General features: G+C 40.5%; 14 protein-coding genes. 2 read left to right on the plus strand and 12 right to left on the minus strand.

The genetic code is table 11. The annotated features are described in order from the left end of the window. Positions 1-88 precede the first annotated feature (88 nt). Both MN204_RS02420 and MN204_RS02425 read right to left on the minus strand, forming a co-directional pair. The gene (locus MN204_RS02420; protein WP_249869471.1) at positions 89-754 is read right to left on the minus strand and encodes a CpsD/CapB family tyrosine-protein kinase; all 666 of its coding nucleotides are present in this window, start codon (positions 752-754) and stop codon (positions 89-91) included. Beyond that, the gene (locus tag MN204_RS02425; RefSeq protein ID WP_249869472.1) at positions 720-1433 is read right to left on the minus strand and encodes a YveK family protein; all 714 of its coding nucleotides are present in this window, start codon (positions 1431-1433) and stop codon (positions 720-722) included. Before MN204_RS02425 ends, MN204_RS02420 begins: the two co-directional genes overlap by 35 nt. A gap of 384 nt (positions 1434-1817) precedes the next feature. On the opposite strand from MN204_RS02425, the gene MN204_RS02430 reads away from it, so the two are divergent. After that, the gene (locus MN204_RS02430) at positions 1818-2834 is read left to right on the plus strand and encodes an LLM class flavin-dependent oxidoreductase (RefSeq protein WP_249869473.1); all 1017 of its coding nucleotides are present in this window, start codon (positions 1818-1820) and stop codon (positions 2832-2834) included. A gap of 200 nt (positions 2835-3034) precedes the next feature. Here the strand turns inward: MN204_RS02430 and MN204_RS02435 are convergent, their stop codons facing one another. Beyond that, positions 3035-3823: an ion transporter gene (locus tag MN204_RS02435; protein ID WP_249869474.1), complete on the minus strand. Its 789-nt coding sequence runs from the start codon at positions 3821-3823 to the stop codon at positions 3035-3037. Between the two features lie 277 nt (positions 3824-4100). Here MN204_RS02435 and MN204_RS02440 point away from each other — a divergent pair, with 277 nt between their 5' ends. Then, positions 4101-4826 carry a gamma-glutamyl-gamma-aminobutyrate hydrolase family protein gene (locus tag MN204_RS02440; protein ID WP_249869475.1) on the plus strand — a complete coding sequence of 242 codons (726 nt, stop codon included), beginning with the start codon at positions 4101-4103 and terminating at the stop codon, positions 4824-4826. 71 nt (positions 4827-4897) lie between these two features. Here the strand turns inward: MN204_RS02440 and cypC are convergent, their stop codons facing one another. From cypC to MN204_RS02485, 9 genes are all read right to left on the minus strand, one after another. Further along, a complete protein-coding gene (gene cypC, locus MN204_RS02445) occupies positions 4898-6154 on the minus strand; it encodes a CYP152 family fatty-acid peroxygenase CypC (RefSeq protein ID WP_249869476.1) in 1257 nt (418 codons plus the stop codon). A gap of 984 nt (positions 6155-7138) precedes the next feature. Beyond that, complete coding sequence (gene wrbA, locus MN204_RS02450; RefSeq protein ID WP_249869477.1) at positions 7139-7747, minus strand: NAD(P)H:quinone oxidoreductase; 609 nt, start codon at positions 7745-7747, stop codon at positions 7139-7141. Between the two features lie 170 nt (positions 7748-7917). Then, positions 7918-8289, minus strand: coding sequence for a Na+/H+ antiporter subunit G (locus tag MN204_RS02455; RefSeq protein WP_306798552.1), 372 nt, complete (start codon positions 8287-8289; stop codon positions 7918-7920). Then, on the minus strand, positions 8267-8551 hold the full coding sequence (locus tag MN204_RS02460) for a Na(+)/H(+) antiporter subunit F1 (protein ID WP_249869478.1): 285 nt from the start codon (positions 8549-8551) through the stop codon (positions 8267-8269). The genes MN204_RS02455 and MN204_RS02460 overlap by 23 nt, the downstream gene beginning before the upstream one ends. Continuing rightward, entirely contained in the window at positions 8551-9033 is a 483-nt protein-coding gene (locus tag MN204_RS02465; RefSeq protein ID WP_249869479.1) for a Na+/H+ antiporter subunit E, read from the minus strand. Before MN204_RS02465 ends, MN204_RS02460 begins: the two co-directional genes overlap by 1 nt. A gap of 22 nt (positions 9034-9055) precedes the next feature. Next, positions 9056-10537 (minus strand): Na+/H+ antiporter subunit D, encoded by a 1482-nt coding sequence (locus MN204_RS02470; protein ID WP_249869480.1) that lies wholly within the window; start codon positions 10535-10537, stop codon positions 9056-9058. After that, entirely contained in the window at positions 10530-10871 is a 342-nt protein-coding gene (locus MN204_RS02475; protein WP_249869481.1) for a Na(+)/H(+) antiporter subunit C, read from the minus strand. Before MN204_RS02475 ends, MN204_RS02470 begins: the two co-directional genes overlap by 8 nt. Positions 10872-10874: 3 nt before the next feature. Next, the gene (locus tag MN204_RS02480) at positions 10875-11297 is read right to left on the minus strand and encodes a Na(+)/H(+) antiporter subunit B (RefSeq protein ID WP_249869482.1); all 423 of its coding nucleotides are present in this window, start codon (positions 11295-11297) and stop codon (positions 10875-10877) included. Continuing rightward, a complete protein-coding gene (locus tag MN204_RS02485; protein ID WP_249869483.1) occupies positions 11284-13692 on the minus strand; it encodes a Na+/H+ antiporter subunit A in 2409 nt (802 codons plus the stop codon). Before MN204_RS02485 ends, MN204_RS02480 begins: the two co-directional genes overlap by 14 nt. Positions 13693-14022 lie beyond the last annotated feature (330 nt).

Genomic DNA, 14022 nt, shown 5'->3' on the forward strand with positions numbered 1-14022 from the left:
CACTACGATTTTAGGTGACAGCCTTCGATGCGCCTATGTATTAAGAAAGTTTTTTTTGCTTTCTTAACTTTAACAGAATTGCTCCATTCTACTTTTCATTAATAATGACTCCCAGCAAATTAGCATGTGCCAAATCCAGTATTCGTTTTGCTTCAACGGCTTTATCCATTTCCGTCTTACCACGATGGAGAACCAATACAGCTCCATCACATTGATTGGCAAGCACTCTCGTTTCGGTCGACTTTAAAATTGTCGGAGAGTCAATGAGTACAATGTCATACATGTCAGCTACATCGTGTAAAAGACTCGCCATATCATTACTTCCTAATATTTCAGTTGGATTTGATACGTCAGGACCACTCGTTAATATATCCAGTTTCCCTATATCCGTAAAAGTGATTGCTTGTTTAAGGGAGATCGCTCCTTTTAACACATCTGTCAATCCAGTTTGATTCTGGATTTTAAAGACTTGATGTAACATTGAATTTCTTAAATTGGCGTCAATTAAGAGAACTTTTTCTTTTTGCTGTGCTATCGATACAGCCAGATTTGCTACTGTTGTCGATTTGCCTTCGTTTTCGCCAGGGGATGTAATAAGAAAGACACGACTTTTCTTCTCCTCCATTAAAAACTTAAGATTTGTGCGTATCGTTCTAAATTGATCTGCAATGACGGAATCGGCGTTCAAATATGTGACAAGTTGTATTTTCTTATGCTTTTTAGGAAGCCTCTTGTTTAATACCAACTGATTCACCCCTTACGCTGGTCTGCTTTCTTTTAGCTCTTTTCGCAACAAATCTTTTCTTATTCATATTTGTGACTACCCCTAAAACAGGTACCCCCAATATTTCCTCCACTTCGCGCTCTTTTCTTACTTTCCCATCCAAGGAATCCATTAGAAATATCAGTCCAACTCCTATCGTTACTCCAAATATAAAGGCAATTATAGTAAGACGGTTTTGCGATTCATTGATAGGATAGGGATTGATCTTCGCAGGTGATAGTAGCTGGACTTCTGAATAGTTTAATATATTTACAATTTCACTTTTAAATGACGTTGCTGTAGCGTTAACAATATCTGCTGCCAGGCTTGGATCCCGGTCTGTAACGGAGATTCTGATTACTTGTGAATTATCAATTCTTTCGATCTCAATTTGGCCTGCAATCGATTCAGAAGGTCTCGTCAGATTCAGTTCTTCTTTCACATTTTCCATTATGATTGGGTCTTTAATTAAAACCATCAGCGTATTCATATCCTCACTGCCAGCCCCTAAGATGATTCTTGTGGAGGATTGATAAAACGGTGTGTAATTATGGTTACTGTAAAAGTGTCCTGCCAAAGTTGTTAGAAGCGTTATTACGACAATAATCCAGAAACGTTGTTTGATTACATCGAAATAATCTTTTAAATTGATCTCATTCGTTTTATTCATTTGATTCACCCTTAGCTTTTGTTGGATATATCGATTTGTTCACTATACCCAAATATATTCTTTATAACGAACAGTATGATAAAAATAAATCGACTATTTTTCATACATGCAATTCAATCCCGGCTACAATTAACAGTTTAGTTCATTATAAAGAACAAGTCAACATCTTTTTTGTAAAATAAATAACATATTTAGTTATATATATCCCTTTTATTCTCAATCAAGAACACAGCTAAATAGTACTATATACACATAAGGCAAGTCAAGTCATTTTCGGAAAATTCAGCGATACATTCTGATTCATCAGTGGAAGACGTAAGCTAATCATTGGACTCTCTCACCTAAAACCAGTATCATTTCTTACTAATAAAGGAGTGAACACGTATGCCTGTAACGAACATCAATACATTCAATAACATCCCCTTATCTGTTTTGGACCTAGCACCTATAACAGAGGGAAGTGATGCTACCCAGTCTTTCAAGGAAAGTGTACAGTTGGCCCAGCATGTTGAAAAATGGGGTTTCAACCGTTACTGGCTCGCTGAACATCATAATATGCCTGGAATTGCCAGTTCTGCAACCTCCGTACTGATCGGGCATATTGCCAGTAATACAAATCGGATGCGGGTTGGAGCTGGTGGAGTTATGCTTCCTAACCATGCAACATTGGTCATTGCAGAACAATTTGGAACTTTAGAGTCGCTTTTCCCGGGACGGATTGATCTAGGATTGGGTCGTGCACCAGGAAGTGATCAGGCTACAGCCTATGCCCTGCGCCGCACACTGAATATGGGACCGAATGATTTTCCAATGCAAGTCAATGAACTGCAAGATTATTTCTCGGATGAGCCAGTGTCACGGGTGCGTTCCGTACCAGGTCAAGGGTTAAAGATTCCGCTTTGGCTGCTCGGTTCAAGTGATTTCAGTGCTCGACTTGCTGCTCAAAAGGGATTATATTTCTCCTTCGCAAGTCACTTTGCACCGGCATATACAATTCCTGCACTGAAGCTTTACCGTGATAACTTCCAGCCATCCGATACACTTGAAAAGCCGTATGCAATGGTCGGGGTAAACGTAATCGCAGCAGATACTGACGAAAAAGCACAGTATTTAGCAAGCTCCCATCGACTGCAATTTTTAAATTTACGACGCGGAGAGCAAACAAAATTACTTCCTCCGATTGATAATATCGATGAAGTATGGTCACCAATGGAGAAAGCTACTGTGGAAGAATCACTCGATCCAAGAACAACTATTGTCGGAAGTCCGGAAACAGTGAGAAAGGGGCTTGCCGCATTCCAGGAAGCTACCCAAGCGGACGAAATGATTATCAGTTCCCAGATTTATCATCTGGAGGATCGCTTACGTTCCTATGAAATCGTAGCTAATTTAATGGATTAATTTAAAAAGAAGAGGCCACTGAAAATTAATTAATAATCAGTGACCTCTTTTTATGCTTCCTGACTAAGAAGGGCTTCACTCAGGGTGGTCTACAAATTCTGTAGACTACTGCCTTTTGCTCAAAATGAAAGTTAAAATAATATAGCAAAGTCTCCAGTAAACGCAACAGCCGCTACTGAAGACTCATTTAATTCCTTCATCTAATCTGCTTTCTTCTCCAATAATCGCTTAATTTCCTGCAATTCATTTTGTACTTCTTCCAACTTAATATCGGTCGGAGTCGGCTTTTCTTCACGACTCGCCTCCTCCACACTACCAACGACAACACCGACAAACAAATTAATAATTACGAATGAGCCAATAATAATAAATGTAACGAAATACAACCAGGATGTGGGATCCTCCGCTAGAATCGGTCTCATCACACCACTTGCCCACGATTCTAAGGTGATTACCTGGAACAGTGATAATAAAGAGTCATGCAATGTACCGAAATATTCCGGCGCAATCGACCGAAACATCATCGTTCCAATCACTGCGTAAATGTAGAAGAAAATTCCGAGTAACAGCATGATCGTACCCATCGAAGGGATTGTTAGCAGGAGTGCGTTTACCATACGGCGAAGCGAAGGGATAACCGATACTGCTCTGAGAACACGAAGTACTCTCAGGATCCTCAAGACGGTTACATAATGGGCTCCAACCAAGAGATGACTGCTTCCAACAATTACAAAATCGAATATATTCCATGGATCCTTGAAAAAAGACCCGATTGACTTGCTTCCAATAAGCCTGATCAGTATTTCAAGCGTGAAAACCCAAAGTAAGAATTGATCTACTATGTATATCCAATCATAAAAGTTATTCTCGAAATAGGAGTAAGTCTCCAATCCTACCAATATAGCATTGATAATAATTAAACCAATAATTATATTCATGAAAAGCGGGTGCTCGGAAATTTCCGCACACTTTTTTCTAAATTTGTTCATGTATATCGTTTCCTCCCCCTACATGAATATTTTACTTTCTAACTGTAGATATGTCATCTATTCTCTCTCTGGCTAAGTACTTTTCTATGAGGGAGCATTGCCGGTAGGTCTGTATAGTGCGACTACGAGTAGCGATCCCGGACGGAAGCAGAAGCACATGTTTTGAAAATAAGTCCCATTTTGTATCAACTCCGATATTATACAACATAAATCATCATTTCAGGATTAGTTCCCATTCAAATAAGGGTATAGGAAAACAGATAAGGAGTGAAGGAATATGAAGAAGAAAAAGAAGCCGATTATAGGCATAACAAGTTCTATTCTGGATATAGAGTTGAAAGGAGAGGTGAATCCTGCCGTTCATACCAATCATCAATATGTAAAAGCAGTAACAGAAATTGGCGGCATTCCTATTGTTATCCCCGTTTCTAACGAGGACATGGCAAAAGCGTATGTCGATATATGTGATGGCATTATTTTTACAAGTGGGGAAGATGTTGATCCAGCACGATATAATCAAGAACCGGAAGAGGAATTGCAAGCAATCAACTTCGCAAGGGACGAGACCGAATTACCCCTAGTAAAATATGCAGTAGATAAAAAAATTCCTATCATGGGTACATGTCGCGGATTGGCCATCATTAATGTCGCGCTTGGAGGGACAATGAAACAGGATTTGGAATCTGAACATCATCAGGAGGCTTATCGAAAATTGCCAACCCATGAAATTCATATAGAAGAAGATAGCCAGCTTTATCATTTATTTGGGCAAAAGAAAGCAATGGTAAACAGCAAACATCATCAGGCCGTCGATAAACTGGCAGATTCTCTCAGCATTGCAGCCATTTCAGATGATAATGTTATTGAAGCTGTTGAATCGAACGAAGAAGATCAATTCATCCTTGGTTTTCAATTCCACCCCGAGGAATTATTTGCGGTTGATTCCAAAATGCTTAATCTGTTAATGCGTTTTAGAGAAGCATGCGAAAAGAATGCAAGCTAGTTCCCAAGTTAGATTATGGTGCACGACGAAGAGGGCCCAGCTATTTACTGGGCCCTCTCCAAATTTTCATTTTATGCTCTTCTGATATTTCGCATGACAAATCTGCTTTTGGGTATGGAAGGCATTCTGACCATACTATAGCTTAAGTCCTGTTTTGGAACATCATAATCCATTTTGCCGGCTAAATAGTTAAGACTTGTTTTCATTAGTTGCACGGTAATCCATTCCCCGGCACAGCGATGGCCTATATCGTAATCGCCACCACCTTGAGGGATGAAATTAAATGGGCTTCCATCCCAATTGGCAAATCGCTCCGGCCAGAAAACATCGGGATACTCCCATCTTTTTGGATCATGATTTGTTCCATAAATATCAAGCAAGACCAGTGTCCCTTTTTTAAATTGGTGATGTTTCCAAGTGAAATCGTTCTTAACTGATGCACCAAGAAATGGACCAAACGGAAAATATCTTCTGACTTCCTGAACGAACATCTGACTGTAATTTGACTCATCAGCAATCAGTTTATCTCTTTTTTCAGGATTTTCATACAATGCAACAGCTCCAAAGGTAATAAATCTCCCTATAGCCACGATCGGCCGTAATATATTTAGCACTTCCACGGCTGCCGTTTTTATATCTAGCAAATTTCCGCTCAGGTCTTCATGCCAGGCAATCTGGTACAGTGCTGTCTCTTCATCTGCATCCATTTTCCCTGTACGAACTTGTCTAATAATGTAAGCAATCCATCTTTCCGCTCTTGTGCGTGCTTTTCTTCCTTGCCAGTGCCTCGGTCCAACTGCGCCGAAAGCATCAATCATCGCACTAAGGTCCTTCGTTCGAATCTCCAAATCTTTGGCCCATAAAGGAACGCCTGCCCACTGACAGGCAACCCTGCACATGATCTCTTCCGCTTCATCAAATAAGATAATTGTATCCGTGGCCAACCACTTCTCTAACGCGACTTCCCATTGCTTATGCGTAATTTCATCCAAAACCTTCAACCGTTCCGCTGTCATTAACGACATAAACATGGCTTTCCGATGACGATGTGCCTCGCCATCCAAGCCTTGTACGCCACCTTCCCCAAACAAACTTTTTTCAATCCTTTCTGGGGCAACTCCATTTCTCTGAAAACGTTCTGTATCATAAAATAGCTCCACTGCTTCTTCTCCACTTATACAGATTGCTTTTTTTCCAAGAAATCGTGTTTCAAAAATCTCCGTATTAAATTTCCGCATTCGATTAGGTATATAGTCATATCCTTCTTTCAACAATGCCAGTGCCTGATCGATACCTTCCTCTTTTGGAATTGTATTTGTCGATACCATATACGTGATCTCCTTTTTAGAAAACTTGATTGTCACCAAGCCTTTAGGTGACAGCCCTTCGTTGTACTTATGCAGTTAAGAAAGTTTTATACTTCCCTCTATTGCGAATAAAAGCATGTTACGGGTAGTTTTCCCAAGATACTACGATATGAAACAATTACAAAACCGTGCATTAAGAACTGAAAATTGTATAACAAATTAACTCAACTTTCGCACCTATAAATTAAGTTCAACCGTTAAATTTAACTTAATAACCAGATTTGATATAAACTGTGAAGCGGGATAGGTAGCTTCGGCGACCGCTCTGGGAAATACACTGCGCTTTCCACGGGCGGCTGATGAGCCCCTTCATGCTTACGCATTTCAGTGTCTCACCGATGCCTCTCTTCCCGTAGGAGTCTCCGTGTATTTCCCAGAGCTGTTTTTAGTTTTACTGAGGAATTAACTGTATTCCAATAGAGATAAAACTCATCTTAGCTTTATAATTACAGGCAAGCGGAGGGCTGTAACTAACTGCGGAAAAAGACGTATTCAAATTCTTTGTGTACCCGGAGTGTTCCATACAGGTGAAACATATGTTTATGGGAGCATTATTTGTCAATTGTTTTAAAAAGCTAAATGCACCAATAGTCTATCCCAAAAGCATCTATTATTGAAAAAATCCATACCAGCAGCCGTATACACGTAGACTCTGCGGGAGGAAAGGCATCGGTGAGACACCGCAATGCGTAAGCACGAGGATGGCTCACTAGTCGACCACGAACCATAAGTGTATACGGGCTGCGGTTGCCTGAGAAACTATTTTCCATTATCAGTGCTTTAGATTTAGCATAAAAAGAAGTTACGCCACCGTTTCCATCAACTGCGATGAAAGTTAAGCACTGTATCTCCAACTCTTCATTCTACCAATGCTTATCAATTTACCATGCAAAAGTTGAAAAAAGAAGAAGCCGATTGGAAATAGTCCAATCGGCTCCTTCTTTTTTAGCTTCCTGATTTGATACGTTTGGCAATATCGACCATACGTTTTGCTTGAACTTCAACTGCCGGTTTTACTTCGCCAACAATATTCCCGTCCTGATCAACTGTAGCACTTGCTCCATATGGATTACCACCCGTTGTGAATAATACTGGATCCGTATAGCCCGGAGCTGCAATAATAGCCCCCCAATGGAACAATGACGTGTAAAGGGAAAGGATACTTGCTTCCTGTCCTCCATGGCTATTTTGGGCAGAAGACATGGCACTGACTACCTTATTAGCAAGTGCTCCTTTTGCCCATAGCCCACCTTGCATGTCGATGAATTGTTTCAGCTGTGATGCATAGGCGCCAAATCGTGTTGCCGTACTGAAAATAATTGCGTCGGCCCATTCCAGATCATCGGATGATGCTACAGGTACATCTTTTGTTGCATCATAATGTGCTTTCCATAAAGGGTTTGATGCAATTGCTGCTTCAGGTGCAAGCTCCTCTACTTTTAACAGTTTTACTTCTGCCCCTGCAGCCTTTCCAGCTTCCTCTGCCCACTTTGCCATCTGATAATTAGTTCCGGTAGCGCTATAGTAAATTATTGCAAGTTTTACATTATCCATGTGTATTCCCTTCCTTCATTAGATTCATCCTTTACTTTTTCCTAATCACAGCTTAATATTCTAGGTGTTCAGGAGAAAGAAACTGTAAAAATAAGGAGGGTACAGCTAACAAATTATAAATGACTTACATTTTAAATAACAAAAAAGGGCAAGCAACCTATTCCATTAGATTACTCCCCTTTTTCATCCTGCCTATTGTCTAAAACATCTTTCAATTCATCCTCAACCGTCGAATCGGCCATCTTTACTCCTGCTGAGTACGCTGCCCTTGTAATCAGATGTCCTGCTACCGGAGCAGTCAGAAACACAAATACAATCCCGAGAAGCAGCCGGACACTGTAAAAACCTTGTTCAACGGCAAAGTGTATAAATGCTCCAAGAAGTGTCAGCAATACTGCTAACGTCGAACTTTTAGTCCCTGCATGTGAACGCGTATAGACATCAGGAAAACGAATAATGCCTATTGCACTTATCAGCGCCATAATAGACCCAACGAGCATGAAAAGCGCTGCAATAAATTCAATCATCACGTTTCCGTTCAATGATGACACCCCTCTCAATATATTTAGAGAAGGCGATTGTACTAATAAAGGCTAAAATAGCCAAAATAAGAATAACCTCCAGATAAGCTTTTGTACCTTGTAAAACAGATATAATCGCAATGGCAGATACAAGCATGACACCAATCATATCAAGGGCGACAACCCGGTCAGGAAGACTTGGACCAACAATGATACGGTAGGCACTAATTGCGATAGCTATTCCATACAATGCAAGAGAAGTATATAGCATGGCACCAATCATTATCTCGTCACCCCCATAATTGCTTTTTCAAATTTTCCTAACGAGCGCAAGAGCATTATTTTTGAATCATCGACATCCATCGCATGAATGTAAAACGCATCTCCCTCCGGTGTCACTTGAATGACAACAGATCCTGGAGTTAACGTCAAAAGTAGAGCGAGGGTAGTAATTTCCCATTCTCCCCTCAAAACCGTCTCATATTTAAAAATACCTGGTTTAATACGTATTTTGGGACTGAGAATATGTCTTAGGACAAGCATCGTGGACTGAACGAGCTCTACCGTAAAAATGAACACCAGCTTAATCAATGCAAAGAAGCGACTGAGATAAAACCGGTCACCGAAGAAACGATGCATCAGGAATACGATAATAATACCAACCAAATATCCCATTACAAGTGTAGTGAATTTCAATTCATCTTCATCACTGATCAATGTCCAAAGTACTGCGATAAATACATTTAATAAAAACTGGGCAGGCATTCCAGTTCCACCTCCTCATGGATCAATTACGGTTCAACACTGCATCGATATATAGTTGCGGATTCATTAGCGTATTTGCTGCGTCCAAAACGTAGGGTGCAATTGCTTCTACTCCCAACCCTAATACAATTGTTCCGCCACTAAGCAGCATGCATGGTATGATCCAGCCTTTTTTCATGGGAACTTTATCTTCTTTACTGATAATCGTTTCTCCCCAGAAACTGTTGAGGAATATCCGAAGCAGCGAATACAGCACAAACATACTAGAAATAAAAGCCAGTGCCAGCAGGATATACGATCCCGTTTCAATTGCACCCTGGCCGATGAGCACTTTCCCGATAAATCCACTGAATGGGGGAATTCCGGCAAGAGAAAGCATGACGATGAAGAAAATCCAACCTAATGATGGATAATTCCGTATCAATCCACTCATATGGTCGATTCTCGTTTCTCCAGTTACAACAATCATTGTACCTGCAAGTAAGAAAAGAAGCGCTTTGACAATCATGTCATGAATCAAGTAATAAATGGATCCTTCGAGTGCTGCTTGTGTTCCAATCGCAAGTCCAACCAATATAAATCCAACTGCAATAATAACATTATAGGCAACAATCTGACGTATATCCTTATACGCTATCGCCCCAATGCTACCACCAATTAACGTTAATCCCGCCAATATTCCTATCAGTGTGTGGGTAACTGATGGTTCGTGATAAAACAACAGCGTAAAAATACGAATCATAGCGTATATCCCCACTTTTGTCAGTAAGGCTCCGAATAAGGCTGCAACTGCTGTAGCTGGTACACTGTACGCGCCGGGCAGCCAAAAGTAGAGTAACAGACCTGCCTTCAGTGCAAAAACAGTCAAAAATACGATACTTATTACGGTGAGCAAAGGAGTTTGACCGGATTCTGCTATTCTCTCTGATAAATGAGCAAGGTTCAATGTACCAACTGTCCCGTATAAATAAGCAATTGCAATCAGGAAAACCCAGGAAGATACTACATTAATCACAACGTATTTTACCGATTCACTAAGCTGTGCTTTCCTTCCGCCAAGCGTAATAAGTACATAAGAGGCCAGAAGCATGATTTCAAAGCAAACATAAAGATTAAATAAATCTCCCGTCAAAAAGGAACCGTTCACTCCGGCGATTAAAAAGTTAACAAATGAATAGAAATACATATTTTCAATAGCTTTTCCAACGGATGAAAATGCATAAAGCAGACAAATTGCTGTTACGATACTCGTAGTCAGAACAAGAATGACCGAGAAAGAATCAGCTACGAACAAAATACCATATGGTGGTTCCCATCCTCCAAAATCCAGTCTGAGTATCCCTTCCGTTTGAATACGATTTAATAAATACACTGCTATACCAGCATTTACAATCATGACAAGAAAACTGACCCATCTTTGAAGTTTGATGTAAGGACGCAGGAAAATCAAAAGGATACCAGCGATTACAGGGATAATCATTGGCATTACCAATACATTATTCATGTTTCATCCCCCGCAGTTCATCCAGTTTATCTGTTCCTGTTTCCTGGTACGTCCGATAGGCCAAGACAAGGGCCACTGCCGTTACAGCAAAACTGATAACGATGGAAGTAAGGATGAGTGCCTGGGGCAATGCATCCACAAAAGTCCCATTGCCTTCACCAAGTATAGGAACACTTCCGATTTTCAGGCCTCCACCCATCGTCATAATCAGTAAATGGGCTGCATGCGATAGAATTGCTGTCCCCAATATTACCCGGATGAGACTCCTTGATAAAATTAAGTAGGTAGCAACCGTTACTAATACACCTGCCAGGATGGTTATTAACGTTTCCATAATTTATACATCCTCACTAATACTTAAGATTATTGTAACTACGACTCCTACGACGACGAGTGCCACCCCTGCCTCGAAGATCGTAACAGTGGTCAGTTCTGTTTTTCCGAAAAAGGGAAGATCAAAATACGCAAAAGATTGGGTTAAAAACGGTACATCAAAAAATATAGAGCCAAAAGCCGTACCGACAGCAAGAAGAGCTCCAAAGGCCGCAATCTTCTTAAAATCAACTGGTATTGCTTTTTGAACCGTCTCTATATCATATACAATGAATAACAATACAAGAGCAGAAGCCATGACAAGACCACCAATAAACCCTCCGCCCGGACTGTGATGCCCAGATAAAAACAAATATATTGCCAAGGTAAGGATGATGAAAACAACTACCTTTGATACGGTTCTCAAAATGACATTATTGATTTTCAATGTGCTCATCCTCCTTTTTGGCTTTTAATCGGATGAAAGTATAGACACCAATTCCGGCTATAAGGAGCACCACTACTTCAAGCATCGTATCAAGTGCACGGAAATCTCCAAGAATTGAATTAACAATATTATTTCCACCTGCAAGTTTATAGGAATCCTCAAAATAGCTAGAGATCGACTCAAACAATTTGCCGTTTTGAACAGCCAGTGCAATTACTGTAAATATAACACCTACTGAAACGGAAATGATTAAATTTACATTCCTCGATTTGCGCGGAACATCTTCTTTTTGCCATTCCGGAAGAAAATAATAAGCTACAAGGAACAATACAGTCGTAACTGTTTCCACAACCGTTTGGGTTAACGCAAGATCAGGGGCACGGAATAGCACGAAAAATGCTGCTACACCATAACCAAGAATACTATTCAGCAAAATGGCTGTCAGTCTTGATTTTGCAAAAAGAATTGAAATCCCTGCAATCATCATTACAAAAGTCAGGATCCATTCAAATTCTGTTATTGGTGCATTGCCGGAAATATCAAATGCATAGGTGCCTGTATAGATTATTGTTCCGCCGATAGCCACAATAAAGAATAGATAGATATAAACCATATAGTCCCGTAAATATCCAGTCATATAGCTGTTTGTAAAGGTAGTGGAGCTTTCCTCCATGAAAGAAATCACATAGCTGTATAACGAATTGAAAGACCATTTATCATCGAAAATCTTATAAATGCCCATCCAATACGTTCGAAATCGATATAGCAGTATGCCAGCAACCACGACACCGATGGTCATCCATATTTCCCTATTGAATCCATGCCACGCATAGATAGAGACTCCGAGGCCTTCAGTGGCAAAGGAGGGAAAAATACCAGCCATGGCAGGCGTCAGCAAATAGTCTCCCAATAGGTTCGGGAAGAAGAATATTCCCACTACAGCAAGTGCCAATATTCCTGGTGCAATCAGCATACCTACTGGAGGTTCTTTCGCCGGATGCTCAAGCTTCTCCTCCTGATATGGACCAAGGAATGTTTTGAAAACGATAATCATGGAATAGACAAATGTAAAAATACTCGCCACCCATGCTATAATCGGAATTAGTGTCCCCCATGCATCCAGTGAAAAGATGCCTGCTTCATGGATAGTCAGTGCCGCGGTGAAGAACATTTCCTTACTTAAAAATCCATTAAAGGGCGGTAATCCTGCCATGGAAAAACTGCCAATCATAGCGATTGTAAAGGTAAAGGGCATCAAGGTTGCCAGGCCCCCAAGCCTCCTGATGTCCCGGGTTCCTACTTCATGGTCGACAATCCCGATCACCATGAATAAAGCTCCTTTGAATGTCGAGTGGTTAACTAAATGAAATAACGCGGCAAAAGTAGCCTGGGTGTAGACAACCGATTCCGTGGAATAACCAAAGTAAAGTGCAGCAGAACCCATTCCGAACATACTCATAATCATACCAAGCTGACTTACTGTCGAGTAAGCTAGCAATGCTTTTAAATCCTTCTGACGAACCGCATGGAACGATCCCCAGAATAGCGTCACTAACCCAACGCCTGTAACAAGCCAAAACCAAATTGCCTCTCCACCGAAAACAGGTGTAAAACGGGCAACAAGATAGATTCCTGCCTTTACCATTGTTGCAGAGTGTAAATATGCGCTGACCGGTGTAGGAGCTTCCATCGCATCAGGAAGCCAGATATGGAAGGGGAATTGTGCAGATTTGGTAAAAGCGCCAAGCAACAGCAACAGCATCGCTGGAATAAATAAATGATGACTGGCAAAACCACCTGCACCAGCTATTACTTCCCTAATACTCCATGTACCTGTCATGACATAAATCATAATGAAACCAACAAGCATTGCAATCCCGCCGCTTACAGTGATCAGCAACGATTTCTTAGCGCCTTCACGTGACCGTTTTCGCTGATACCAAAAGGCAATCAGCAAAAAGGATGATATACTCGTCAATTCCCAGAACACGTACATAACCATCATATTATCGGACATGACAACACCGAGCATTGCCCCCATAAACAGCATTAAATACGTATAGAAATGCCCCAATGACTCCTTAGACGATAAATAAAAAATAGAATACAAGATGACAAGAGATCCTACTCCTGTAATTAAAAGCGCAAGTATCAGACTGAGGCCATCCAAATAGGCAGCAAAATTAATTCCATAGGATGGCATCCAATTGATCGTGTGGGCAAACGTTTCTCCTCTCGCAATAGAAGGGATAAACCTTGCAAGATAAATAAATAATATGGTAGAAACGAGCATGGCAAACCAGCCAATATGTAATTTTACAATTTTTTTATATAAAAAAGGAATCATTGCAGCCGCAATAAAAGGAACCATTATTGCTATAATCAACGTTGACAAGTTTTTACCTCCATTCGGAATACAGTCCGTCCCATCACCTGAAAAAATCGCGGGAAAGTAAACTGGAGTTACAGAATACATACTATTAAGGTTTAGGTTTAGGTTTGTTCAAAAATTACTGTTTTTAAAAAATACAGATGGCTATTAATAATCCTAAGCACCGACCGGTTCGTTAGGACATTGAGGTATGAGTATTTAGAGCGCAGGCACGCTGGAAATTGTGGGATGATTAGGTGTAAAACCAAGATTGACGTACTTTATTTTTGATAGAATCATTAGAAATGGATACATATTACCACTATAATTATACAGGAAAATCAGACTTCCGCA

This window comes from Oceanobacillus saliphilus (genome assembly GCF_023522835.1).
GTDB classification, from domain to species: domain Bacteria; phylum Bacillota; class Bacilli; order Bacillales; family Amphibacillaceae; genus Oceanobacillus; species Oceanobacillus saliphilus.

Excerpts from the sequence above, each read along its gene's own strand:
- MN204_RS02425 (WP_249869472.1), bottom strand. The coding sequence starts at position 1,433 with ATGAATAAAACGAATGAGATCAATTTAAAAGATTATTTCGATGTAATC.
- MN204_RS02430 (WP_249869473.1), top strand. The coding sequence starts at position 1,818 with ATGCCTGTAACGAACATCAATACATTCAATAACATCCCCTTATCTGTT.
- MN204_RS02435 (WP_249869474.1), bottom strand. The coding sequence starts at position 3,823 with ATGAACAAATTTAGAAAAAAGTGTGCGGAAATTTCCGAGCACCCGCTT.
- MN204_RS02440 (WP_249869475.1), top strand. The coding sequence starts at position 4,101 with ATGAAGAAGAAAAAGAAGCCGATTATAGGCATAACAAGTTCTATTCTG.
- cypC (WP_249869476.1), bottom strand. The coding sequence starts at position 6,154 with ATGGTATCGACAAATACAATTCCAAAAGAGGAAGGTATCGATCAGGCA.
- wrbA (WP_249869477.1), bottom strand. The coding sequence starts at position 7,747 with ATGGATAATGTAAAACTTGCAATAATTTACTATAGCGCTACCGGAACT.
- MN204_RS02460 (WP_249869478.1), bottom strand. The coding sequence starts at position 8,551 with ATGATTGGTGCCATGCTATATACTTCTCTTGCATTGTATGGAATAGCT.
- MN204_RS02465 (WP_249869479.1), bottom strand. The coding sequence starts at position 9,033 with ATGCCTGCCCAGTTTTTATTAAATGTATTTATCGCAGTACTTTGGACA.
- MN204_RS02470 (WP_249869480.1), bottom strand. The coding sequence starts at position 10,537 with ATGAATAATGTATTGGTAATGCCAATGATTATCCCTGTAATCGCTGGT.
- MN204_RS02475 (WP_249869481.1), bottom strand. The coding sequence starts at position 10,871 with ATGGAAACGTTAATAACCATCCTGGCAGGTGTATTAGTAACGGTTGCT.